The 24,019-nt window shown below is 70.0% G+C and carries 19 protein-coding genes and 1 riboswitch; of the genes, 3 read left to right on the top strand and 16 right to left on the bottom strand.

All coding sequences use genetic code 11. The features are described from left to right. Nucleotides 1–50 precede the first annotated feature (50 nt). From ACSAMQ_RS09720 to ACSAMQ_RS09760, 9 genes are all read right to left on the bottom strand, one after another. Nucleotides 51–1,097 carry a LacI family DNA-binding transcriptional regulator gene (locus ACSAMQ_RS09720; protein WP_435395452.1) on the bottom strand — a complete coding sequence of 349 codons (1,047 nt, stop codon included), beginning with the start codon at nt 1,095–1,097 and terminating at the stop codon, nt 51–53. 66 nt (nt 1,098–1,163) lie between these two features. Then, entirely contained in the window at nt 1,164–1,523 is a 360-nt protein-coding gene (locus ACSAMQ_RS09725) for a hotdog fold thioesterase (protein WP_435395471.1), read from the bottom strand. 354 nt (nt 1,524–1,877) lie between these two features. Next, on the bottom strand, nt 1,878–2,069 hold the full coding sequence (locus ACSAMQ_RS09730) for a hypothetical protein (RefSeq protein WP_435395453.1): 192 nt from the start codon (nt 2,067–2,069) through the stop codon (nt 1,878–1,880). A gap of 408 nt (nt 2,070–2,477) precedes the next feature. After that, complete coding sequence (locus ACSAMQ_RS09735) at nt 2,478–3,311, bottom strand: hypothetical protein (RefSeq protein ID WP_435395454.1); 834 nt, start codon at nt 3,309–3,311, stop codon at nt 2,478–2,480. 74 nt (nt 3,312–3,385) lie between these two features. Next, nucleotides 3,386–5,320, bottom strand: a complete 1,935-nt coding sequence (locus tag ACSAMQ_RS09740) for a phospholipase D family protein (RefSeq protein ID WP_435395455.1) — start codon at nt 5,318–5,320, stop codon at nt 3,386–3,388. Between the two features lie 14 nt (nt 5,321–5,334). Next, nucleotides 5,335–6,039, bottom strand: coding sequence for a YceI family protein (locus ACSAMQ_RS09745; RefSeq protein WP_435395456.1), 705 nt, complete (start codon nt 6,037–6,039; stop codon nt 5,335–5,337). Continuing rightward, on the bottom strand, nt 6,030–6,506 hold the full coding sequence (locus tag ACSAMQ_RS09750; RefSeq protein WP_435395457.1) for a SixA phosphatase family protein: 477 nt from the start codon (nt 6,504–6,506) through the stop codon (nt 6,030–6,032). The genes ACSAMQ_RS09745 and ACSAMQ_RS09750 overlap by 10 nt, the downstream gene beginning before the upstream one ends. A gap of 160 nt (nt 6,507–6,666) precedes the next feature. Continuing rightward, entirely contained in the window at nt 6,667–7,296 is a 630-nt protein-coding gene (locus ACSAMQ_RS09755) for an AAA family ATPase (RefSeq protein WP_435395458.1), read from the bottom strand. Between the two features lie 149 nt (nt 7,297–7,445). Continuing rightward, on the bottom strand, nt 7,446–8,354 hold the full coding sequence (locus ACSAMQ_RS09760; RefSeq protein ID WP_435395459.1) for an AEC family transporter: 909 nt from the start codon (nt 8,352–8,354) through the stop codon (nt 7,446–7,448). 376 nt (nt 8,355–8,730) lie between these two features. Here ACSAMQ_RS09760 and ACSAMQ_RS09765 point away from each other — a divergent pair, with 376 nt between their 5' ends. Beyond that, nucleotides 8,731–10,221 carry an AAA family ATPase gene (locus ACSAMQ_RS09765; RefSeq protein WP_435395460.1) on the top strand — a complete coding sequence of 497 codons (1,491 nt, stop codon included), beginning with the start codon at nt 8,731–8,733 and terminating at the stop codon, nt 10,219–10,221. 58 nt (nt 10,222–10,279) lie between these two features. Here ACSAMQ_RS09765 and ACSAMQ_RS09770 read toward each other — a convergent pair whose 3' ends face one another. The 3 genes from ACSAMQ_RS09770 to ggt all read right to left on the bottom strand — a co-directional run bounded on the left by ACSAMQ_RS09770 (nt 10,280) and on the right by ggt (nt 13,729). Beyond that, nucleotides 10,280–10,633, bottom strand: coding sequence for a gamma-glutamylcyclotransferase family protein (locus tag ACSAMQ_RS09770; protein ID WP_435395461.1), 354 nt, complete (start codon nt 10,631–10,633; stop codon nt 10,280–10,282). A gap of 82 nt (nt 10,634–10,715) precedes the next feature. Beyond that, the gene (locus tag ACSAMQ_RS09775; RefSeq protein WP_435395462.1) at nt 10,716–11,696 is read right to left on the bottom strand and encodes an ATP-grasp domain-containing protein; all 981 of its coding nucleotides are present in this window, start codon (nt 11,694–11,696) and stop codon (nt 10,716–10,718) included. Nucleotides 11,697–11,708: 12 nt separating this feature from the next. Next, a riboswitch (S-adenosyl-L-homocysteine riboswitch) is annotated at nt 11,709–11,789 on the bottom strand. 209 nt (nt 11,790–11,998) lie between these two features. Next, nucleotides 11,999–13,729: a gamma-glutamyltransferase gene (ggt, locus tag ACSAMQ_RS09780; protein ID WP_435395463.1), complete on the bottom strand. Its 1,731-nt coding sequence runs from the start codon at nt 13,727–13,729 to the stop codon at nt 11,999–12,001. A 309-nt stretch (nt 13,730–14,038) separates the two neighbouring features. Here ggt and ACSAMQ_RS09785 point away from each other — a divergent pair, with 309 nt between their 5' ends. Both ACSAMQ_RS09785 and ACSAMQ_RS09790 read left to right on the top strand, forming a co-directional pair. Next, entirely contained in the window at nt 14,039–15,544 is a 1,506-nt protein-coding gene (locus ACSAMQ_RS09785; RefSeq protein WP_435395464.1) for a hypothetical protein, read from the top strand. Nucleotides 15,545–15,812: 268 nt separating this feature from the next. Then, complete coding sequence (locus ACSAMQ_RS09790) at nt 15,813–16,475, top strand: ankyrin repeat domain-containing protein (protein WP_435395465.1); 663 nt, start codon at nt 15,813–15,815, stop codon at nt 16,473–16,475. A 288-nt stretch (nt 16,476–16,763) separates the two neighbouring features. On the opposite strand, the gene ACSAMQ_RS09795 is transcribed toward ACSAMQ_RS09790, so the two are convergent. The 4 genes from ACSAMQ_RS09795 to ACSAMQ_RS09810 form a co-directional block, all read right to left on the bottom strand. Beyond that, a complete protein-coding gene (locus tag ACSAMQ_RS09795) occupies nt 16,764–19,604 on the bottom strand; it encodes an ATP-binding protein (protein ID WP_435395466.1) in 2,841 nt (946 codons plus the stop codon). Nucleotides 19,605–19,612: 8 nt separating this feature from the next. Beyond that, nucleotides 19,613–20,809, bottom strand: a complete 1,197-nt coding sequence (locus ACSAMQ_RS09800) for an EAL domain-containing response regulator (RefSeq protein ID WP_435395467.1) — start codon at nt 20,807–20,809, stop codon at nt 19,613–19,615. 217 nt (nt 20,810–21,026) lie between these two features. Next, nucleotides 21,027–21,665, bottom strand: coding sequence for a tetratricopeptide repeat protein (locus tag ACSAMQ_RS09805; protein ID WP_435395468.1), 639 nt, complete (start codon nt 21,663–21,665; stop codon nt 21,027–21,029). Between the two features lie 224 nt (nt 21,666–21,889). Then, nucleotides 21,890–24,019 (bottom strand): family 20 glycosylhydrolase (locus ACSAMQ_RS09810; RefSeq protein WP_435395469.1); only part of this gene is annotated, 2,130 nt, incomplete at its 5' end.

Below are 24,019 nucleotides of genomic sequence, written 5' to 3' on the forward strand. Positions count from 1 at the left end.
TTTCGAACGGGAGGGACAAAGCAGAGAGCGTCGTGATCGGGCTGCGCCGCTTACGGCGTCGCCAACGGCCGCGGCGGGGCGGTCGAACCGCGGACCACAAGGATCGGGCTGAAGCCTTCGTTCGGGGGGACTTCCAGCGGTTGGTCGACTTCGCGGCGCAATTCGGCGATCAGCCGATACGCGGCGTGACGGGCGATCTCTTCGGTGGCCTGGCGGGCGGTGGTCAGGGTCGGCCAGGACTGCTTGGAGAAGGGGCTGTCTTCGAAACCGGCGATCGACAGGTCGTAGGGCACGTGCATGCCGCTGGACTTCGCCGCGGCCAGCACGCCGGCGGCGATTTCGTCATTGCTGCCGAAGATCGCGGTCGGGCGGTCGGGCAGGGCGAACAAGCGCCGCGCGCCGCGGAAGCCGTCGTCGAAGGAGTAGTCGCCCGGCAACACCAGGTTCTCGTCTTCGGCGATGCCGTAGTCATTGAGCGCCTGGGCATAGCCCTTGTAGCGTTCCCAGCTCGAACGGTGCGATTTGCCGCCCCACAGGAAGCCGATGCGCTGGTGGCCGAGCTGGATGAGGTGCTCGGTGATGTCGTAGGCGGCGTCGCGGTCGTCGACCCAGACGCAGGGCGAGCCGTCCTTCGGGTCTTCGGCGGCCGAGACGATGCGCACCAGGCGGATGCCGTGGGCGACCAGTTCGCTGACCAGTTCCATGCGCTCGGACATCGGCGGCGCCAGCACCAGGCCGGCCAGGCGCGCGCCCTGGACCAGGTCGATCAGGTCGGCGGCGAGCAGCGGCGAGGACGAATCGCAAGGATGGATCTGCAGGCCGTAGCCGGTTTCGCGGCAGGCGGCGAGGACGCCGTTCTGCACGCTGATGATGTAGTACGGGTTCGGGTTGTCGTAGACCACGCCGAGCGCGTACGGCTGCGCGCTGCGCAGGCTGCGCGCGGACGGGTCGGGTCGGTAGTCGAGTTCGGCGATCGCTTCGTGGACCCGGGCGCGGGTACGGGCACGGACGCCGGACTCGTCGTTGATCACTCGCGAGACGGTCTTCAGCGAGACCTGGGCCAGTTCGGCGACGTCTTTGATGGTGGGTCGGCGCACGGGGTTCTCGCGAGTCAGCAAAACCGGCGCTGCTGCGCCGGATGAGGTCCTAGCCTACTCGCCGGGTCAGGGCTTGGGTACCACGGCCAGGGTCAGGCGCGAGATGCAGGCCAGTCTGCCGGCCTCGTCCTCGATGCGGATTTCCCAGACCTGGGTGCTGGCGCCGATGTGCAGCGGCCGCGCGGTGCCGGTGACGGTGCCGCTGCGCACGCCGCGGACGTGGTTGGCGTTGATCTCGATGCCGACGCACATCTTGCCTTCGGGCGCGCTGAGGTTGCCCGCGCTGCTGCCCAGGGTCTCGGCGAGCAGGACCGAGGCGCCGCCGTGGAGCAGGCCATAAGGTTGGTGGGTACGCGCGTCGACCGGCATGGTGCCGCGGACGTAGTCCGGGCCGATTTCGGTGAAGACGATGCCGAGCGGCTCCATCGCGGTGTTGCGCGAGAGCCGGTTGAGATCGGCGACGGTGTCGGTGCCGCGGAACAGGGAACGCGCGGCGGAGGGAGCGGTGTCGGAGGCATTCATCGCCTCACGATAGCGGCGATGCCGCGGCCGGGCCAGTCGCGCGTCAGTTCGCCGGCGTTGAGGGCGTGCTTCGGATGCTGCGGTGAGGCGACGGAGCGGGGCTTGGGCGTTGGCGCGGGGCGGTCGGGCGGCCCCGGCGTCCTCTAAAAAGCCCGGAACGGCGCGCGTCGAACAGTGGGGACTGTACGCGCCGGTCCGGGTCGGAAAGAGGGGAAGATCATCACCGCGTTCGGCCGGCCCATGGACGGACGTCTGCGATCAGGCGAAGCGGAAGCGCGGCTGGACCCAGTTGCTGGCGTAGCTGCGATTGCTGGCATAGCCGCTGCTGTTGCCGTAGCCGACGCCGAAATCGCGCTGGCGGTGCTGGTGGCGGACGGTCGGGGCGGCCTGGACAGTGGCCGGAGCGGTCGTGGCGGTCGGGGAAACGGTACGGGCGTTCTGGGCGTTCATGGCGGTCTTCCTGTGTCGTGGGGGTGTAGTGACTCGGTGTGTTGGTAAAGTACAACACCTAAACAATCTTGCCTATGTGCTGGAAGTCATGCCCTGGTGTTCCGGGGTCCCCGGTGGGGGTTCCGGGCCCCGGCGGCTGGATGCAAGCGCCGGGATTGTGGATAGAGATGTGGCGAGGGGCGCGGAGGTTGCAATCGCGTATCTATGACTGAAGACCTATGCCGGGCGGCGGATGCGGCCAACCGCAGGGGGAGAAAGCCGGATCGGCCGCGTGCGCATCACGACGCCGAGGGCGCTCGGCCATGGGCCATGGCCGCTCCCGGTACGATCGGGGCAGAGCGCCAATTACGGGGCCCCATACTCGGAGCGATACCGGAGCGCTCGGCCGATAAGCTCGGTGTGCGAGCTTCAGCAGGCCAAGAGGTTGAACGCCACGCCGACCGCTGCGCCGGCGCCGTTGATCGTCGCGGTGGTCAGGCGTGCATGATTGAACGAGATGTCGCTCAGCCAAACGCCCGCCAGCCCCAGGTAAAGAAAATAGGCCAAACCCACGTAGTCGCCGAACACGACAGTGCGCAGCCAGTCCTGCTGGAACAGATAGAAATAGGCGGTGATGGCCGCCGCACCCAGCATCACCAGGGTTGGCAGCAACAAATGCAGACCGGCGCGAGGCCGGGTCAGCGTCACCACGCCGAGCATTCCGAACACCAGCAGATTCGCAGTGCTGAAGATGCGGAATTCGCCGATCAAGGCGTCGGCGACTTGCACGTACTTGGCGCGGATCGCGCGGGTCAGGCGCGTGTCCGAATCCAGCAGTCGCGCGCGCTGCATCTGCAGCGCCGCGGTAGCGCCGGCTTCGATCCGACCGCGGCAGGCGCAGTCGGGATCGCGCATCTGCGTCGCGATCTCGGCGACCCGGCGCGGCAAGCCGGCTTGCAATTGCTCGCCGATCTGCGCGATCCGCGCACGGCCGCGTTCGGACATTCGCGTGGCGATCCGCGACATCGCGGTGTCATCCAGGGGACGCAGGGTTTCGCCGACGCGCTGCTCTACTTCGATCCGGATCAGGTCGCGGGCCAACGATTCGATCGCAGTGGGCCGCACGAACGAATAAACGAGCGCGCTGCCGAATGCCAGTACGCCCAATATGCTCACAAGCAAGGCGACGATGCGCATCGAAAGGCTCCGGTCCGTGGGCTTGAATCGCACCCGCTCAGACACGTACCGGCCGGGCGAGTTCAATCCGGTGCCGATGCGGCCGACCGCAGCGGATCAGCGCCGCGCCGCCGCCCCATGGCGCGCAAGCAGCGCCCGGATCAAAGAATCGGCGCCAGCCCCGCGCCGAAGGCGGTGAACATGCGCGTGGTCAGGCTCTTCACGCCGAGGTTGACCTCGGGGAAATCGCCGACCGGCTTGTAGCAGGCGCGGAAGCCCGGGTCGGTGCGGTACAGCGGGCTCGGGCAGTTCGGGCCGGGCACGAACTCGTAGCTGGTCGCATAACGCACCGGCCACAGGTCGAACAGCGGCAGGTGTTCGGAGATCTTCGCGATCGAATACTCCAGCCCGGAGAACACCGGCGGCTTGTCGCGGCGCGCGATCACCCAGGAATTGGCCGGGGCGATGTCGCGGCGGATGCTGTCGCCGAGGGCGCGGGCGAAGGCCTCGTCCTCGATCACCACCGCGCTCTCGGTGTTGTAGTGATCGCCGCGCGGGTCGAAGTTGTGGGTGCCGATCACGCTGATGCGGTCGTCGATGACCATCGACTTGGCGTGCATGCCGATGCGCACGCCGGCGCGCTTGAGCGGCACCGGTTCGTTGCTGCGGCGGCGCGCGTAGCGGGTGGCGGCGTATTCGCGCGACAGCGGCCGCCGGTATTGATAGGGGTAGGCGACGCTGCTGCGGTCCTGCCGGCGCGAGCGCGCCGACGGCTCGGGTTGCTCGGGCAGGCCCGGCAGGCCGAGCGCGGGCAGGGTCGCGCCGGTCGCGGCGATGTCGATCGGCGCGTCGGCCGGGAACGGTTTGTATTCGTAGATGTTGAAGCCGAATTCGCGCAGGTAGCGGCGCTTGTACTTGTACGACAGGGCGTAGGCGATGAAGGCGTCGGTCGCCGCGAGGCTGTTGGTGGAGACGATCACGCGCGGCGCGTCGGGGCGTTCGTGCAGGTCGCTGAACAATTTCTGCGCGGCCTTCGACAGCACCAGGTACGGCGTCTGCAGCATCACTTCCTTGCGCGAATTGGCGATCAGGTTGCGCAGCGAGTCGGACGCCAGCGCGCTGACGTCGCTGTTCTCGCGATGCTTGTCGGGGGTGTCGGAGATGTAGCGCACCTGCCCGACTTCGATCGCGTGCGCGGCGACGCGCTCGCGCACGGTCTCGGCGTTGGCGGCATCGTCGAGCATGGCCTGGGCGCGCTTGGGACGCTCGAACTCGGTCTTCGGCAGGGCCGGCACGCCGTCGGCGAGCAGGCGCCGGCCGACGTCGCCGAGGCGTTCGACCGGGACGCTGCGGCGGTCGCTCCAGAACAGGTCGAAGTCGGTGCCCATGACCTCGGCGACCGGGCCGGCGACCAGCACGTCGCGGTCGCGGAAGTTGTACTCGTCGTCCCAGTCGTAATAGTCGTCCTGGTAGTTGCGGCCGCCGGCGATGCCGACCCGGCCGTCGGCGAGCAGCAACTTGGTGTGCATGCGCTGGTTGAGCCGGCGCCAGCAGCAGGCCGCGGCCAGCACGTACTGCGGATAGGTGATGCGGGCGCGCTGCAGCACCGGGTTGTACAGCCGCACTTCCAGGTTGACGTGGGCGCCGGACAGCGCGGCCAGGGTGTCGATGTGGCGCAGCGCGGCGAGCTGGTCCATCAGCAGGCGCACGCGCACGCCGCGGCGGGCGGCGGCGAGCAGTTCGTCGAGCACGAGCTTGCCGGCGTCGTCCTCGTCGTAGATGTAGGTCTGCAGGTCGAGGGTGCGGGTAGCGCCGCGGATCAGGTCGATGCGCGCGAGCAGGGCGTCGGGGCCCCGGTCGAGGATGACCGCGTAGTGGCGCGGCTGCTCCGGGGTCGAGGCGGCCAGGGCCTTGCTGCCCAGTTCGCGCAGCGGCGAGGGCTGGGCGCAGGCGTCGGCGGCGGCGCAGTCGATCCGGTTGGAGCGCGCCTGGGCGGCGATTTCACTGGCGCGGTCGCGCTGCGCCGGGCTCAGCGTCGCGCAGGCCGACAGCGACAGGACGAGCAGGGCGGCTAGGCCGCGGGGTACCGCATTCAACGGAAAGACTCCTTTCATTCCGAAACCCGGCCGGACTCGGCCGGCCGGCTGTCGCCAGAGCGGCCGTCGCTGGACCGCGGGTCTGCCGGCCTGGATTCGGGGTGCTTGAGCACGCCCGGCTTGAGCCGGACCTGCATGGTGAAACGAACACGGTCGCCGAGTGCGAACTGCCAGCCGTCCAGACCGTAGTCGTAGCGGCTGACGCTGCCGTGGGCGATCGCGTTGCAATCCTCGCCGGGGCGGGCGCAGGCCGGCGCGCCGAGCACGAAGGTCTCCATCCGGCTGACCCCGTGCAGGGTCAGCTTGCCGCGTAGCGCGCCGCCGGTGCGGACCAGGTCGGGCGCATGCGGTTCGGACAGGAACTCGATGTAGGGATACAGCGGGGCATTGAAGAAGCGCTCGCCGCGGGCGAGGCGGGTGTAGCGCTCGGAGTCGCCGAGCTGCACCGCGCCGGTGGCCAGGCGGATGCGCACCTGGTGGCGGCCGTCGGCGAGGGTGGCGACCTCGCCGTCGTAGCGCGGAAACACCCCGGCGACCTTCTGGCCCCAGCGCGTGCGCAGCTCGAAGCTGAAGCGGGTGTGGTCGGGGTCGAACGCCTGGTACGTCGGCTGCGCCCAGGCCGGGCAGGCGAACGCCGCCGTCAGGGCGGCTGCGGCGGCGACCCGGTTGCGGAGGCGCCGCCAGCGCGACGGCGCCGGCCGCGCCGGGTTCACGGCCACCAAAAAGCGCTGAGCTGGGCCACTCCCGGTTCCAGGCCGGTGCCGACCGGCACGCTCAATACCGCGATCCCGCCCGGCGGCATGCCGCGGTAGTCGCCCGACTGGCCGCTGTGCAGCAGCGCGGCTAGGCGTTCCAGGCCGGGGTTGTGGCCGACCAGCATCAGCCACTCGGCCTCGATGTGGGTGTCGGCCAGGCCGATCAGGGTGCCCGGGGTCGCGTCGTAGACCGAGGGCTCGATGCGCTGTTCGACATAGCCGATCGCGCCGAGCACGGCCTCCAGGGTCTCGCGCGTCCGTCGCGAGGGCGAACACAGCACGCAGTCCGGGACCAGCTTGTTCTCGGCGAGCCAGCGGCCGGCGGCCTCGGCCTCGGCCAGGCCTTCGGCGGACAGCGGGCGGTCGAGGTCGGCCTGGCCTTGGGCGGCCGGCTCGGCGTGGGCGTGGCGGAGCAGGATCAATTCGCGCATGGAGTGGGCAGTTCTGGCGGCGGAGGAAAGCGGGGTCGGGAACGACAAGCGCGCGAAGGCTGGACCAATCGTTGCGACGTGCGAAGAGCGACCGTAGGAGGATGCCTGTCGGATCGGAATAAAGGTAGCGCCGGCGCCGAACGCGGCCGGGGCGCCTGCCTTACTTGCGTATCCACTTCAGCAGCGGCTGCCAGTCGGCCTGGTGTTCGCGGATCTGTGCGGAGTGGTAGTCGAACAGGCTCTTGCCGAGCGCGGTCATCACCACATAGGCCTGGCTGTCGCGGATCTGCCCGACCACCGGGTAGGGCCATTCGCGCAGCAGCTCGATGGCCTGCTGCGAGGCATTGGTCCAGGGCTTGAGCTTGTTGCCGACCAGGCCGACGCGGAGCTGGCCGCGGCGCACCCGCGGGTGCTGGGCCAGGGTGTCGAGGAAGGGCACGGTGGCTTCGATGTCGAGGGTCGAGGGCTGGATCGGCACCACCACGGCGTCGGCGATCTCCAGGAAACTTTCCAGATCCTCGGCCATCGCGCCGGCCGGCGCGTCGATCACGGTGCGCTGGGCGTCGTCGGGCAGGCTTTTGCGCCAGGTCTTGCGGCGGGTGCCGTCGAGCGGCAGCACCGCGCTCTCCAGGACCGAGCGGCGCTGCGCCCAGCGGGTCGAGGAACCCTGGGGATCGGCGTCGATCAAGGCCGTGCGCAGGCCATCGAGGGCCGCCTGGGCGGCAAGGTGGGTGGCGATCGTGGTCTTGCCGACGCCGCCCTTCGAACTGGCCACCAGCACGGTCTTCATGCGAGCTCCCTCCGGATGGAAACCGCAGCGTACACCGGGGGTGTGGCGGCGGCCATCACGGGCGGGGGCGAGGCGGGCCATGGGAGGATTCGTCGCCGGGTGCCGGAGCGCGGCAGGCGGGCATCACAGCCTGTCGTCGGGCCGACTCGTCACCCCAGAGCCACCCGCGCCCACAACGGCAAGGTCAGCAACGACAGCAGCAGGCCGTAGCCGACCATCGCCGCGGCCAGGCGCGGGGCGAGCTGGTGGGCGATCGCCAGGGCACCGGCGGTGACCATCGACGGCATCGCCGATTCGAGCACGGTGGCGCGCGCCATCTCGCCGTGCAGGCCGAGCAGCGGCACCAGCAGCCAGGCCAGGGCCGGCATCAGCCCCAGTTTCAGGGCCAGGCCCGACAGCAGCGGCTTGAGCTCGTCGCGCGGCAGCGCCAGCTTCACCGACAGGCCGATGGTCAGCATCGCCAACGGCAGCAAGGCGTCGGACAGGCGTTGCAGGCCGCCGGCGATCCAGTCCGGCGGCTCGGCCGGCATCAGCGTGAACCCGATCGACAGCGCCCACAGCGGCGGGAAGCGCAGGACCCGGCGCACCATGTCGGGGGCGGTGGGCGCGCGATCGCCGCCGTACCGCGCCAGCACCCACAGGCCGAAGGTCGACAGGATCAGGAAGGCGCCGAACTGGTCGTAGATCACCGCGTACGGCAGGGCGTGCTCGCCGATCAGCGCGCGGGTCAGCGGATAGCCGAGAAAGCTGGTGTTGCCGTGGGCGACGGTCAGCAGCAGCACCGCGTGTTCGTCGCGGCGGAACTTCAGCCAGCGCGACAGCGCGCCGACGCACACGACGGTCGCGATCAGCAGCAGCCACGGCACCGCGGCGACGCCGATCAGGGCCGGCTCCAGGTGCAGGCGCGGCGCGTAGCGCAGCACCGCGGCCGGCAGGCAGACGTAGAGCACCGCCAGGTTCAAGGTCTGCGCGGCGTTGTCGGGCAGCACGCGCAAGCGCTGGAACAGGTAGCCCAGCCCCAGCATGGCCAGGACCAGGGCGAAGGCGTCGAAAGCCATGGGCGGGCATCGCGAACGTCGGACGATGGGGCATGGTCGCGGTTGCGCGGCGCGGCCTCAAGGCGGCTTTAGGCTTAGGTGCGGTTGGGGGCGGGTCGGAAGCGAGAGGAGCCAAGGCAAGAGCCAAAGCAAACCCCCTCCGCCTGTTTCGAAGGCGACCGTAGCCATGCCGCAGCGTTGGGACGTAGCCCTTGTGATCGTCTGCGATCGACGTGCACCCCAGAACCATCGCGGCTCCAGCGGTCGCCCCCTTCGAACGCGGCGAACGACCCGCACAGGGCATAGGGGATCTGCGGTTGCCCATGCTTTTGCCCGCGCGCTCCGAAGCGCCCCGTCCGCGCGCCGTATCATGTCGTGTCCATGCAAGAGCGGTGCCATGAGCGAACTGCAAGACCTGACGGCGCTGATCCGCGCCAACACCCCATTGATCGTGATCGAGACCCGCGACGAGTCGCGGGTGATCGAGTTGTTCCGGCAGGTGTTGATGAACGTGTGGCGGGCGCTGTACCGCTGGTCGATCACCGAAGGCCTGCGCCGGGTCGATTTCGACCGCGACGACGAGGAAACCGAGGTTCCGCCGGACATCTCCAATACCTTGCAGTCGATCCGCGACGCCGACCAGCGCGGCATCTATCTGATGTTCGATGTGCATCCCTATCTGGGGTATGCCAGCACCCAGCGCCAGCTGCGCGAAATCGTCCAGCGCCGCGGTTGCGAGCCGCACGTGCTGGTGCTGATCGGGCACAAGGTCGAGCTGCCGCCGGACCTGGAATCGCTGGCGGTGCGCCACCGGCCGAGCCTGCCGGACGCCAATGCGTTGCTCAAGCTGGTGCGCGAGGAAGCCGAGAACTACATGCGCGAGCATGGCGGGCGGCGGGTCGAGAGCGACGCCGAGGTGGTCAGGCAGATCGTGCGCAACCTGCAAGGCCTCGACCCGGTCGATGCGCGCCGGATCGCGCGCCACCTGATCTTCCGCGACGGCGCGATCGGGCCGGACGATCTGCCGGAACTGGCCAAGCTGAAGTTCGAACTGCTCAACCGCTCCGGCCACCTGCATTACGAATACGACAGCGCGCGCATGAGCGAGGTCGCCGGTGCGCGCCGGATCAAGCGCTGGATCGAACAGCGCCGCGGCGTGTTCGTCGGCGGCGATGCGCCGCCCGGGCTGGACCCGCCCAAGGGCATCTTGCTGCTCGGCGTGCAGGGCTGCGGCAAGTCGATGATCGCCAAGGCGGTCGCGGCCGGTTTCGGCGTGCCGCTGGTGCGCCTGGACTTCGGCACCCTGTACGACAAGTTCCACGGCGAGACCGAGAAGAACTTGCGCGCGGCCTTGAGTTCGGCCGAGCAGTTGGCGCCGGCGGTGCTGTGGATCGACGAGATCGAGAAGGGCCTGGCCGGCGACGGCGGCGACAGCGACGGCGGGGTGTCGCGGCGCGTGCTCGGTTATCTGCTGACCTGGATGGCCGAGCGCAAGTCGCGGCTGTTCCTGGTCGCGACCGCCAACCAGATCGAGGCCTTGCCGCCGGAACTGCTGCGCAAGGGCCGCTTCGACGAGATCTTCTTCGTCGACCTGCCGGTCGCCGAGGTGCGCGAGGAATTGTTCGCCGGCCACCTGCGCAAGCGTGCGCTGAATCCGGAAGGCTTCGATCTGGCCGGGCTCGCCTCGGCCAGCGACGGGTTTTCCGGCGCCGAGATCGAGCAGGCCATCGTCGCGGCGATGTACGCCGCGCATGCGGCCAATACGCCGCTGACGGATTTCCAGGTACGCGCCGAGCTGAAGCAGACCCGGCCCTTGTCGGTCCTGATGGGCGAGCAGGTCGCCGCCCTGCGCGAATGGGCGCGCGGGCGCACGGTCGCGGCGGACTGAGGTTCGGCGGAGCCCCGGCTCGGGGCGATGGGCGGCCGATCGAATGGCGGCAGAGGCCTTAGCCGGGCCGCTTCACGTACACCCACGCGCGCCGGCCCGACGCCAGTTCGGCCTGCACACGCTGATAGTCGTCGACTTCGTAGGCGTCGGCATGGGCCAGCTCGTCGGCGCTGACCGCGAATACCGTGCCTTCGACGCGGTCGTGCGGGTCGCCGCTGGCTTCGACGATGGGATGGTAAGCCTCGCCGCTGGTGGCGACGACCCGTGCGTCTTCGATCTTCACCATCGTGCGGCGATACCCGACCAAGGCATCGGCCTGGCCGGCGAGCAGGCGGCCGAAGGTGGCCTGCTGCACGCCGGCCTGTTGCAGGGTGCCGTAGGAAAACAGGGACTCGCTGAGTTCGGCTTGCATGCGGGCTCCGTTGCGCCGCCTCGGCGGCGCGTGCACTGGTGGGTCCAGAGTCTGAGTTATGGGGATTCAGCCAACGCCGGAATCATCCAGCGTCGAGCGCGGCCGATTCGCGCACGCTCGGCCAGCGCCGCGCCAGTTGCGCGGCGAACAGGGCCGCCGCTGGCGGATACGCGGCGAAGTGCAGGAAGGGTTCGATGAACTCCAGCTCCATCAGGCGGAAGCCGTCGGCGGTCATCACCCCGTCCACGCGCACATAGGCCTGGTCGCGGTAGCCGAGCGCGGCGACGGCCTCGAGCGCGTGCCGGGCGGCGGCTAGGATCGCCGGACTGGGTTCGGTCAGGCTCGCGCTGCCGCCGAAATCGGTCTGCACGCGGTAGTCGCCGGCGCTCGGTTTCTTGAGCACGGCGTGGCTGTAACGGCCGTCGAAGAACATCAGCGACCACTCGCCCTCGGCGACGATCTCGGGCATGAACGGCTGTACCAGATAGTCGAGATCGCGCGGCAGCGCCGCCAGCAATTCGGCGAAGGCGGCTTCGCCGACGCGGCCGCGCATGGTATGCCAGGCGCCGCCGCTGACCGTGGGCTTGATCACCACGTCCTGGCCGGTCATCGCCGCGACCGCCTCGGCGAGCGCATCGCCGCGCGCCGACACGGTCGGGATGATGGCGACGCCGTGGGCGGCGAGCTCGAGCAGGTAGCGCTTGTTGCTGTTCCAGCGCAGCAAGGGCAGCTCGTTGGCGATCGGCAGGCCGAGCCCCTCGATATGGTCGTACCAGGCGAGAAACTCGTCGTAGTGGCGGAAGTAGTCCCAGGTGGTGCGGACCAGGACCGCGTCGAAGCGGGTCCAGTCCACGTCGGGGTCGTTCCAGACGCAGGCGACCGGCTCGATGCCGTGGCCGCGCAGGGCGTCGACCAGGCCGGCATCGTCGGGGTGGAAGCCGGCGTAGACGGTCGAGGTGACCACGGCGAGCCGGAAGCCGTTCGAGGCAGCCTGGACGGCGCAGAGCGCGGCGCTGGGATTGAGGTTCGCGTCGTCGGACGCGGTATGGGAAACAACGGGCATGACGCCTCCTGGATCGGGAGGGCGCCCTTGTCTCGGCATCGCGGATCGAGCGTGGCGGAACGCATCGGTTCCGTCGCAGCACCCCTCGGTCCGGACTGCGGATCGGCCATCGGGGCGATCCGCAACTGGTGCGCGGCGTCGTGGCGACGCCGCGCGATTAGTGTTCGACAGCGATGTCGGTGCTGTCAATCGCGCGGCGATGCTTTTCGGGTAGGAGCGGCGGGAGCCGCGACGGCGCCGCTTCACGTCGCTGCGCATGTCGCGACTCACCTCGCTCCTGCATTACGAGCCCGACGGTTCGCTCAGTACCCTGCGGCCTGGCCGTCCTTGCGCGATTCGCTGGCGCCGACGTAGCCGCCGTGCGGGTTGACCATGATCGCCTGGTAGCCGCCGTAGGGGCCGTGGGCGAAGCGCACACTGTGGCCGCGGCGCATCAGTTCGCGCACGGTCTCGTAGGCGAAGCCGCTTTCGAGGTCGAGCTCGCCGCCGTCGCTCATCACCGTGGCCTGGCCGGCCGGGTCGGTCGAGCCGTCGTGCTGCAGGCGCGGGGCGTCGCCGGCTTCCTGCAGGTTCATGCCGAAGTCGATCAGGTTGATGACGATCTGGGCGTGGCCCTGCGGCTGCATCGCCCCGCCCATCACCCCGAACGACAGCCAGGGCTTGCCGTCCTTGGTCACGAACGCGGGAATGATGGTGTGGAAGGGGCGCTTGCCCGGCGCGAACGAATTCGGGTGGCCTTCCTTGAGCACGAACTGCTCGCCGCGGTCCTGGAAGATGAAGCCCAGGCCCGGCGGCGCCATGCCGCTGCCCATGCCGCGGTAGTTCGACTGGATCAGCGAAACCATCATGCCGTCGGCATCGGCCACGGTCAGGTAGATGGTGTCGCCTTCGTCGAGTTCCTTCGGCGTGGCCGGCTGCACCTCGCGCAGGGCCTTGTCCATCGAGATCAGCTTGCGCCGCTGGGCCGCGTACTCCTTGGAGATCAGTTTGGCGACCGGCGACTTCGAGAATGCCGGGTCGGCGTACCAGCGCGCGCGGTCGGCGAAGGCGAGCTTCTTGGCCTCGGTGAACAGGTGCAGGTGCTCGACGCTGCCGAAGCCGTAGCCCTTCAGGTCGTAGGGTTCGAGCAGGTTGAGGATCTGCAGCGCGGCGATGCCCTGGCCGTTCGGCGGCAATTCCCAGACGTCGTAGCCGCGGTAGTTGGTGCTGACCGGCTCGACCCATTCGCCACGGTGGGCGGCGAGGTCGTCGTAGCTCAGGAAGCCGTCGTTGGCCTTGAAGTAGGCGTCGATGGTGCGGGCGATCTCTCCCTTGTAGAACGCGTCGCGTCCGTCCCGGGCGATCTTCTCCAGGGTGTTGGCCAGGTTCGGGTTCTTCCAGGTCTCGCCGGTGCGCGGGGCGCGGCCGTCGACGGTGAACTGCTCCTTGAAGCCGGGCCACTTCGACAGGCGCGGCACCGAGGCGTTCCAGTAATAGGCGATAACCTCGTGCACCGGATGACCGTCGCGCGCATAGCGGATCGCCGGCGCCAGGTTCTCGGCCATCGGCTTGCGGCCGAAGCGTTCGTGCAGGGCGAACCAGCCGTCGACGGTGCCGGGCACGGTCACCGGCAGCGGGCCGTGCGGCGGAATGTCCTTGAGCCCGCGCTTCTGGAACTCGGCCAGGCTCAGCGACTTCGGCGAACGGCCCGAGCCGTTGTAGCCGTGGAGCTTCTTGGTCTTCGGGTCCCACACGATCGCGAACAGATCGCCGCCGATGCCGTTGCCGGTCGGTTCCATCAGGCCGAGCGCGGCGTTGGCGGCGATGGCCGCATCGACCGCGCTGCCGCCGGCCTTCATCACGTCGAGCGCGACCTGGGTGGCCAGCGGATGCGAGGTCGCGGCGATCGCGTGCGGGGCATAGACCTCGCTGCGGGTGGCGAAGGCCTTGCCGCTGATGCGGTCGGCGGCCGGTGCGGACAGCGGCAGGGCGAGCGCGCAGGCCAGGGCGAGCAACGCCAGGCCGCGGCGGGGCGCGGTGATCGGTCGGGACATGCGGAACCTCTCCAGGTGAACCCCGACCATAACGCAGCCCGGCGACCGCGCGCCTGGGCCGAAGGTTGATCCCTGCCGCGCTACGGCCGTGCTCCCGCCCCGCCCCCCGCCTCCCGCCCCGCGAATCCCGAATCCCGAATCCCGAATCCCGAATCCCGAATCCCGAATCCCGAATCCCGAGTCCCGAGTCCCGAGTCCCGAGTCCCGAGTCCCGACGCCCCTAGGGTCGACCCTAGCTCGGGCACGCACCAGCTGTTTCTGCACAATCCACCTCCATACGCTGCGTTCAAGTCTCCAGGGGTGGCCGCGATGAGCTTTCCAGAGTTCGACAGTGCGTTCCGTTTTGCCCAGTTGCCGAATCTGATCGATCACCTGCTGCATCCGCAGCCGGCCTCGCAGCCGCTGCCGCAGGAGCCGGCGCCGCCGGTGTCCCTGGCGAGCGCGCCGGTCGAACTGCCGTACTCGCCCCATGCGCCGGTCGACACCACCGTGCAGGAGCCCTTCAGCGAGCAGCTCTACGGCCAGGAGCCGCAGAAGGCCATCGACACGTCGCTGGCGGAGCTGTCCAGCGACGTCTACAAGACCGACGGCGCCGGTACCGCCGGCTGGACCCGGCTGACCCCGGAACAACTGCTCGACCTCAAGGGCCCCGACGGCAAGCCGGCCGGCATCGACCCGGCCTCGCTGGAAACCGAGGGCACCGGCTTCCGCGCCGCGGTCTATACCAACAACAACGGCCAGTACGTGGTCGCTTTCGCCGGCACCAACGGCTACAGCCCGTTCGGCGACGGCGACATCGCCAACGACGTCGGCCAGGGCCTGGGCTTCGACACCAGCCAGTACAAGCAGGCGGTCGCGCTGGCCAAGGAAGCCGAGGCCGCGTTCGGCGACAACGTCGTGTTCACCGGCCACTCGCTCGGCGGCGGCCTGGCCTCGACCGCGGCGCTGGCCACCGGCAACACCGCGGTGACCTTCAACGCCGCCGGCCTGAGCAACGACACCTTGCGCGATCTGGGCTTCAGCCCGCACGACGCGCGTTCGCAGGCCGAAGACGGCCAGATCCGCCGCTACAACGTCGACGGCGATCCGCTGACCGGCGTGCAGCAGAGCGTGGAGATCCTCAACGGCACGCCCGACGCGGTCGGCTACGAGCTCAACCTGAAGCATCCGGAAGGCTGGCCGAACGTGCTCAGCGCGCACGGCGCGGCGACCGTGATCGAGGCGATGAAGACCCAGACGCCGACGCCGACCGAGAGCATCGAAGGCGACGATCTCGGACTGCTCGACCGCACGGCCGAGACCGTTTCGGAAACCGCGATCGATCTGCTCGGCGACGGCGCCCAGGAACTGATCGACCTCGGCGTCGACGCCTTCAACGTCGGCTACGACTTCGGCGGCGATATCGACGGGGTGATCAACAACGAATTCGCCGACGGCCGCTACATCGACGGCACCTTCAAGCTCACCGGCGACCTCGCCGAGGGCACCTTGAACCTGGCCGGCGACGTCGGCCGCGGCGGCTTCAACCTGGTCGGCGACGTGGCCGAGGGCAGCGGCGAACTCGCCGGCGGCCTGATCCGCGACCTCGGCGAGTACGCCGGCCTCAAGGATGCCGGCGACACCCTTGCCGGCTGGATCGAGGACGGCGGGCAGATCCTGGGCGACGTGTCCGAAGGCGCCGGCGAGCTGACCGAGATCGTGTTCGACGGCGTGGGCACCGCGACCGAGGCCACCCTGGACTTCGCCGGCGATGTCGCCGAAGGCACGGCCAAGGTCATCGACGACGTCGGCAGTTTCCTCAATCCCTTCGACTGAGGTCCGGACCCGGCCACTGTGACGGCGTGAGCGCGCCCCGGCGTGCCGCGTCGTCGCGCGCGTCCGCGAGCGGCACCGGTTCGGCTTACGCGCCGGCGCGACTGCGCTACGATCCGGGCATCCGGCCACGGTCGTCTTCCCTAGCAGGCGCCTCGTCATGAATTTTCCGCATCCGAACCCGCGTGGCGCGGCCTCGCGCGTGATGGCCGCCGCCATCCTGCTTATGCTGTCGGTCTGCACGGCGTGTGCAGGCCCGGGAAACCGATCGATGCAAGCCAGCGAAGTCTTCCCCGACGTACGTAGCGCCGAGTTGGCCGAAGCCGCCGCCGACGGCAATGCCGCGCGCGTGCGCGAGCTCGCCGCGGCCGGCGCCAACCCGAACGCGCGCGGCGCCAAGGGCACCACGCCGCTGCAATGGGCGCTCTACCACCGCAGCAGCGACGGCATGGAGGCCTTGCTGGGGGTCGGCGCCGACCCGACGGTCGGCAGCGACGACGGCATGACCGTGATGCACTTGGCGGCGATGGCCAGCGACCCGCGCTACCTGCGGGTGCTGCTGGATCGCGGCGCGAACCCGGACACCCCGAACACCGTCACCAAGGCCACCCCGCTCGCGGCGGCCTTGATGGGCGAGCGCGCCGACAACTTCAAGGCCCTGCTCGCGGCCGGCGCCAAGCCCGATCTGGCCGACCGCATGGGCAACACGCCCTTGCACCAGGCCGCCAAGGTCAACGAATTCGGCCATGCCCTGGCGCTGCTGCAGGCCGGCGCGAGCCCGAACGCCCGCAACGTGCAGGGCGCGAGTTTCCAGCGTTTCATGTTCATGACCCCCGAGAGCGTGCTCAGCGCTCAGGCCCGCCGCGAACGCGAAGCGGTGCTCGAATGGCTGCGCGAGCACCAGATTCCGATCGAGGACGCGCAGGCGAAGTAACCGCGCTGGGGCGGCAAGCGGCCACAGCCACGGCAAGGGTAAATCCCGGCGCTGCGGACACCGGCGTCGGCGTTGCGCCGGGCGCCGACCCCGTTGTCAGAGGGGGTAACTCGACACGCTTGTCTGGATGCTCGTGAGGCGATCGCCGCCACGGCGGAGGTCGCCCGGCCGTGGCCGAGCCCGCATCCAAGCCATCGCCAGCGTTGCGCCCGCCACGGCTGCAGGCCCTTCTTTGAGAGGGGGCAAGGGGATTCGCTATTCGCCCCCACCGCGCTCGCTCAAACCGATTCACCGCAACCGCCGCAAACGCTCCAGCGCGGTTTCCAGGTCGCTCAGCACCGCGAGCAACGCGGTCCAGTCCTGATCGTGCGCGGTCTGCTCGACCGCCTGCGCGGCGGCGCCGAGTTCGTGGGCGCCGATCAGGGCCGCGGCGCCCTTGATGCGATGAGCCTGGCGGCGCACACCGGCCAGGTCCCCCTGCGCGCGTGCGCTCTGCAGTTCGGCCAGGTCCTGGCGGGTGACGGCGAGGAAGTCGTCGAGCACATCGGCGGCGTCGCCGCCGCTGTCGCTCAGCAGCTCTTGCAGTACTTCGCCGTCGAGCACGCGTGCGCGCTCGTCGTTCGCCAGGGTCGGAGCGGTGCCCGGCGGCGGCACGGTGTGCGGCAGCCAGCGCTGCAAGGTGGCGGCCAGACGCGCGACCGCGACCGGCTTGACCAGGTAATCGTCCATGCCCGCGGCCTGGCAAGCCTCGGCTTCGCCCTTCAACGCCGAGGCGGTCAGGGCGACGATCGGGGTGCGCGGCAGGCCGTCGCGCGCTTCCTCTTCGCGCACCGCGCGGGTCAGGCCGTAGCCGTCCAGGCCGGGCATGTGCACATCCGACAGCAGCAACGCGTAACGCCCGCTGCGCCAGCGTTGCAGGCCTTCCTGGCCGCTGCTCGCGGACTCGCTGGCATACCCGGCGAGGGCGAGCTGGCGTGCGATCACCAGCCGGTTGGTCGGATGGTCGTCGATCAGCAGGATCAGGCTGCGTTCGCGCTCGGCGGTGGCGAGGTCGGGCAAGGAGCGCGCGACCAGCGCGGTCGCGTCGGCGTCGCCGGCGTTCGCTGCGCGCAGTTCCGAGGCCGGCGCGCGCGCCAGGGCGACGCGCAAGCGCATGGTCGTGCCGACGCCGGGCGCGCTTTCCATCGTGACTTCGCCGCCCATCAGCGCCGCCAGGCGCCGGCAGATCGCCAGGCCCAGGCCGGTGCCGCCGTAACGGCGGGTGGTGTCGCTGTCGGCCTGGCTGAAAGGCTCGAACAAACGCCGTTGCTGTTCGGCGCCGACGCCGATGCCGGTGTCGCTGACGCGCAGGCACAGCGCATCGCGCGGCTCGTCGCCGTCGGCGGTCGCCGCACCGAGGTATTCCAGCGCGACCTGGATGCTGCCGCGCTCGGTGAACTTGACCGCGTTGGAGAGGAAGTTGCCGAGGATCTGGCGCAGGCGCAGGGCGTCGGCGCGGTGCGCCGGGGCGATGCCGGCGTCGATCCGGCAGCTCAGGGTCACGCCGCGGCTGGCGGCGGCGCCGACGAAGCCGGCCATCGTGCCGCGCACCAGCGCGGCCAGGTCGACCGCCTCGGTGACGATCTCCAGGCGTCCGGCCTCGATCTTCGAAAAATCGAGGATGCCCCCGATGATCTGCAGCAGCGACCGCGCCGACTGTTCGATCACGTCGAGGGCTCGGCGTTGCTCGGGGTCCAGGCGCGAATGCGCGAGCACCTCGATCATGCCGGTGACGCCGATCATCGGGGTACGGATCTCGTGGCTCATCGCAGCCAGGAACGAGGACTTGGCGCGGTTGGCGTCCTGCGCCCGCGCTTCGCTGGCGCGCAGTTCGCGCTCCAGGCGCTTGAGCGGGCTCAGGTCGGCGGCGATCAGCAGCAGGCCGGGTGCATCCTCGTCCTCGTGGGTGGCCGAGACCGCCATCAACGCCGGCACCCAGGTGCCGTCGCGGTGGCGCAAGCGGGTCTCGCGCGGCGCGGCATTGGCCAGGGCGAGTTCGCGCAGCGCGGTCCAGTCGGCGCACACGGCCTGCCCGGTCTGCGCGCTCAATTCGTCGGCCAGTGCCTGCAGCGCGCGCGGCTCGAACACGGTGTGCAGGCGTTCGTGGCCGATCACCTCTTCGGCGCTGACCCCGAGCAGGCGTTCGGCGAAGGCGTTGACCAGGATCAGGCAGCCGTCGCCGTCGACGGCGAGGATGGCGATCTGCGCGGAATCGAGCAGCGAGCGCTGGAAGCGCTCGCGCCGCTCGAGTTCGGCGCGGGTGCGTTCGTTGCGGATCAACTGCCCGGTCAGTTCGGTCTCGAAGCCGAGCACGTCGCGGCGCATGTCGATGAAGGCCTGCATGACCGCGCCGAGCTCGCCGGACGGCAGCTCGCCGGGCTCGGCGGTGTAGTCGTGCTCGCGCATCCGCCGCGCCAGCCAGGTCAGGCGGTCGATGCCGCGCGAGGCGTTGCGCAGGATGCGCCGGCCGATCAGCGCCGCGGTCGCCAGCGCGAACAGCGACAGGGCGATGCGGACCAGGCTGACCCGTTCGCTGCGGACGATGTCGGCGCGCACCACGCTGTCGGCCTGGACCAGCTTGAGGTCGGACAAGGACTGCAGGCGTTGGGTCAGCGGATCGATCGCCGGGTACAGGCGCTTGTCGGCGAACTGGCCCAGGGCCCGAATGTCGCGGTGGCGCAGGATCGCGCGCAGTTCGGCCGCGGCCGCGTCGGCGGTGCGGCGGGCCTGGGCGGCGGCATGCAGTTGCGCGCGTTCCTCGGCCGAATGCGGCAGGGCCTGCAGGCGCGGCCAGGCCTGGTCGACGCGGCGCCGGGCGTCGTCGACGCGCTGCAGGCCCTCGTCCCAATCGACCAGGTAGTTGCGCACCCGGAAGGTCGTGTCGACCACGTCCAGGCCGTAAGCGTCGGACACGGTCTTGATCAGGCGCAGGCCGAGCAGGGCGTCGTCCTGCAGGGTCTGCAGCGAGCGGCGCGCGCGGTATTGCTCGATCTCGTCGATCACCAGCACGCTGGCGCCGGTCAGCAGGAACAGCCCGAACAGTCCCCACAGCTGGCGACGGATGCTGAAGCGGTCGAGCCAGGCGAACACCGCGCGCCTCAATGCTCGGGCCGGCGCCAGCGGCCGAGCAGGGCCGGCAGCTCTTCGCCGGGCACCGCATCGCCGATCAGCCGGCCCTGGGCGATCGCGCAACCCAGCTCGGCCAGCATCTGCCAGTCCTCGACGGTTTCCACGCCTTCGGCGACCGCGTCCAGGCCGAGCTTGCGGGCCAGGTCGAGACTGGCCTCGACCACCGCGCGCTTGCGCGGTTGCTGGCTGGCGCCGGCGACGAACTCCTGGTCGATCTTCAATTCGGTGAACGGCACCTGCGAAAGTTGCGACAGCGACGACCAGCCGGTGCCGAAGTCGTCGATCGACAGACCGAAGCCCTTCAGGCGCAGCCGCGCGAGCACGCCCAGGCCGCGCGCGGCATCGGCGATCAGCGAGCTTTCGGTCAGTTCGAGCACGACCTCGGCCGGATCCACCCCGGCTTCGCGGACGATGCGCTGGTAGCGGTCGGCGGCGCCGGCGTCGTCGAGGGTCGAGGCGGACACGTTGACCGACAGTTTCAGGCGCAGCCCGCTGCGGTCCCACTGGCGTTTCCAGCGGCAGGCCTGGGCCAGCATCTGTTCGGTCAGCTCGTCGACCAGGTCGGCGCTCTCCAGCAAGGGCAGGAAATGCTGCGGCAGGATCAGCCGGCCGTCGCCGCGGCGCCAGCGCGCCAGCGCCTCCACGCCGATGACCCGGCCGTTGCCGAGTTCGACCTGCGGCTGGAACCACGGAACGATGTCGCCGGCCGCCAGCGCCGCGCGCAGGCTGTCGAGGTGGATCTCGCCGGGGTCGTCGTCGTCGACCGGCGCCGCGACCAGCTCCAGGCCGGCCAGGGCCTGGGCGAGCTTGCTCCGGGTCAGCGGCTTGGGCACCGCCTCGAGTACGCGCAGGCCGCAGGCCCGGGCCATGGTCTGGACGGTGTGCAGCAGGGCCGCGTCGAGCGCGCTGACCACCAGGATCGCGCGGGCCAGATGCTCTTGGGCGAGGTGGTCGATGAATTCGATGCCGTCCATGCCCGGCATGTCCAGATCGACCAGGACCACGTCCGGCACCTGCGACAGCGAGCGCAGCAGGACCAGGGCGGAAACGCCGTCGCCGGCCTCGTGCAGGCGGGCGACGCCGAGTTCGGACAGCAGGCGCAGCGCCATGCGGCGTTGGAAGCCGTGGTCTTCGACCACCACAACGCTCAGTAGCGAAAGGGACATCCGATCCTCGGCTGCAACGGCGCATCGACAGACCGACGTCGTCGAGCGAACGCGCGGCTGCGGACGGCCGACTGTAGCCGTGTACCGAGTCCAACGGAAACAACGGCGACGAACGGTCGCCGACTTGCGTCGGGCCACGAAAAAGCGGCGCGGCATCACGCCGCGCCGCTGCGTTCGCGCACGCCGGACGAGGCGCCCGGCTCGGCCTTGCGCGGCCTTACGGCCAGCGCGGCGGGTTCGCGGCCCAGGCCTTCTGCACTTCGGCCAGGGTGGCGCGGTCGCTGTCGCGCCACGCCGGCAGCAGCTCGGCGTAACGCGAGCTGTCGCGCCACAGGTCCGGCTCGCTGCGCACCGCGGCGGCATACCACTCCACCGCCTCGTCCTTGCGTCCCAACGACCACAGCGCGATGGCGTAGGTCGGCGGCATCCATGCGGCGCTGACGTTGCGCGCGCCGTGCAGGGTCACCCAGTACTTGAAGGCTTCGGCGTGGGCGCCGCTGCGATACAGGTCCCAGGCGTAGTTCCACATGATCGCGCGCCAGTAGGTGCTGCCGCTGTCGATCTCGCGCAACGCCCGCGCATACAGCTGGCGCGCCAGCTCGGTGCGGCCGCTTTGCATCGCCAGATGAGCGAGTTGCGCGGCCTCGTTCGGCGCGTGCGCCTTGCGTTCGACGATCTTGGCCAGCCGTTCCATGGCAGCGTCGCCGGTCTCCTTGATCACGACCACCGGCTTGGTGGTCTGAGCGTCGGCGTCGAAGTAGAACTCGCCCGGCTTCGACAGGGCCTGGGCGCCGGCGGAGCCGGATACGACCGCCGCGGCGAGCGCCGCGGCCAACAACAACTTGCGAATAGGCATGTTTGTAGATCCCCCTGGAACCCCTACATGCTAACCGCTGCGGTGCACAATCCATGAATTCGCGCACATAATTATTTGGCCCAAGGCGGCGGATCGCCTGTTGCGAACGGGCCGGATCGTGCTGGCGCGGCTGGTTCGGCCATGGCGAGCGGGCAGGGGCGGCCGCCGCGAAACCTGAACGAGCGCTCCGCCGCGTCGCCGCGGCGGAGCGCGGAGCCGGCGGCTCAGTCCGCGGCCGGGCGCAGGGTCACGCGATCCAGCGCCCACAGCGGGTCGTGGCCGCCGCTGGCGAACACGAAACACAGGTCGTGACGGCCGGCGAGCTTCGGCAGGTCCGCCCGCAGTGTGGTCAGGCCGTCCGAACGCTTGGCCTCGGCCAGCGGCAGGCGCGCGATCGGTGCGCTCTTGCAGTCGTCGACGCGCACTTCCAGGGCGCCGCCGAGCTCGGCCTTGCGGGTCACGATGTTCTTGGTGTCGTGCCAGAGCTGGAAGTTGTAAGGCACCTGGCCGACCCGGACCTCGATCCGGCCGACCCCGTCGAGTCGTGCGCCTTCGTAGATCCAGCACGGGTCGATCAGGTTCGTGGTCAGCGAGGCGCGGGCGCCGTCGCCCTTGCCCTCGATCGCGGCGTCGTCCTCCAGGCGCAGGTTGTAGCCCTCGCGGCAGGGCCGCAGGCCGGCGCTGGTGCGGGTGGTCAGGTCGGCCAGCTCGCGCGCGCTGAAGCGGCGCGGCGCCGAGATCGGCTTGCCGTCGACGAAGGTGGTCGCGACCACGTCGAGCGGCAGGGTCGCGGCGATCGGCTGCCGGTAGACCGGGGCGTCGGCGCCGGGGTCCTGGCCGTCGGTGCGGTAGCGGATCTCGCCGAAGCCGGTCTGGTTGCTCAGCGCCAGCTTCGGCGCCGCGCCGTCGGCGCCGTCCTCGACCTTGAACTTGACCGCGAAGGCGACGTCGGAGGCCTTCACGTCCTGGGCGCGGTAGCGCGCCATCTGCGCGGCCAGGCGCTGCTGGAAGTCGTTCCAGTCGATTCGCGCCTGCGGCGACCAGACCACTTCCGACAGCGCATCCAGGCGCGGGTATAGCGCGCCTTGAACGCGTTCGAAGCTGCGCCGGTGCTCGCTCCACAGATTGGCCTGGGCGCCGAGCACATGCTTGCCCTGCGCCGCATCGAGCTCGGCCGGTATCACCGAGAACTGATAGAAGTCGCGCAGGGTGCTGATCGGGAAGCGTCCGCTCGGCTCGTCGTCGCGATCGCTCTGGACGTAGTCGAGGTAGAGCTGGCGGTCCGGCGCGACGATCACGTCGTGGCCTTCTCGCGCGGCTTCGACCGCGCCCTTGGTGCCGCGCCAGGACATCACCGTCGCGCTCGCCGGCAGCTTGCCGCCTTCGAGGATCTCGTCCCAGCCGAGCAGGATGCGGTCGTGCTTCTGCAGGTGGCCGGCGATGCGGCCGACGAACCAGCTCTGCAGCGCCATCTCGTCTTTGAGGCCGAGCGACTTGATCTTGGCCTGTACGCTCGGCGAGGCGATCCACTGGTCCTTGGCCGCCTCGTCGCCGCCGATGTGGATGTAGCGCGAGGGGAACAGCCCGGCGACTTCGTCGAGCACGTTCTCGAGGAAGCCGAAGGTGGCGTCGTCGACGCCGTACAGATAGGTGTGCACGCCCCAGTCCGGCGACACCGGCGGCGCCTTGCGCACCACGTCGGTGACGCCGAGTTCGGGATAGGCGGCGATCGCCGCCTGCGCATGGCCGGGCATTTCGATCTCCGGCACCACGGTGATGTGGCGCTCGGCGGCGTAGCGCACGACGTCGCGGATCTGTTCCTGGGTGTAGTAGCCGCAATAGGGCTTGGGCTTGCCCTCGGCGTCGCGGCCGGCGGCGCCGGCGAGGATGCGGCAACCGCCGACCTCGGTCAGGCGCGGGTACTTCTTGATCTCCACCCGCCAGCCCTGGTCGTCGGTCAGATGCCAGTGGAAGGTGTTGAGCTTGTGCAGCGCCATCTGGTCGAGCACCGACTTGACCTCGTCGACGCTGCGGAAATGGCGGGCGACGTCGAGCATCAGGCCGCGCCAGACGAAACGCGGGGCGTCGTCGATGCGCTGCGCGGCGATGCTGGCCGCGCCCCGGTCGCCGTCGGCGGTGGCCAGTTGCCACAGGCTGATCGCGCCGTAGAACAGGCCGGCGGCGGCGCGCGCCTGCACGCGCACGCCGTCGCGGCCGATCTCCAGGGTGTAAGCCTCGTCGCCGCTGGCGGCGGACTCGGGATCGAGCGCGAACACGATCGCATCGGCGCCGGGCTTGCCGCCGCGGTCGAGGCGCGGCGCGAAGCCGCGCAGCTGCTGCACGCGCGCGGCGAA

Origin of the sequence: Lysobacter sp. 1R34A (assembly GCF_051217035.1) — a bacterium.
GTDB lineage: Bacteria > Pseudomonadota > Gammaproteobacteria > Xanthomonadales > Xanthomonadaceae > Lysobacter.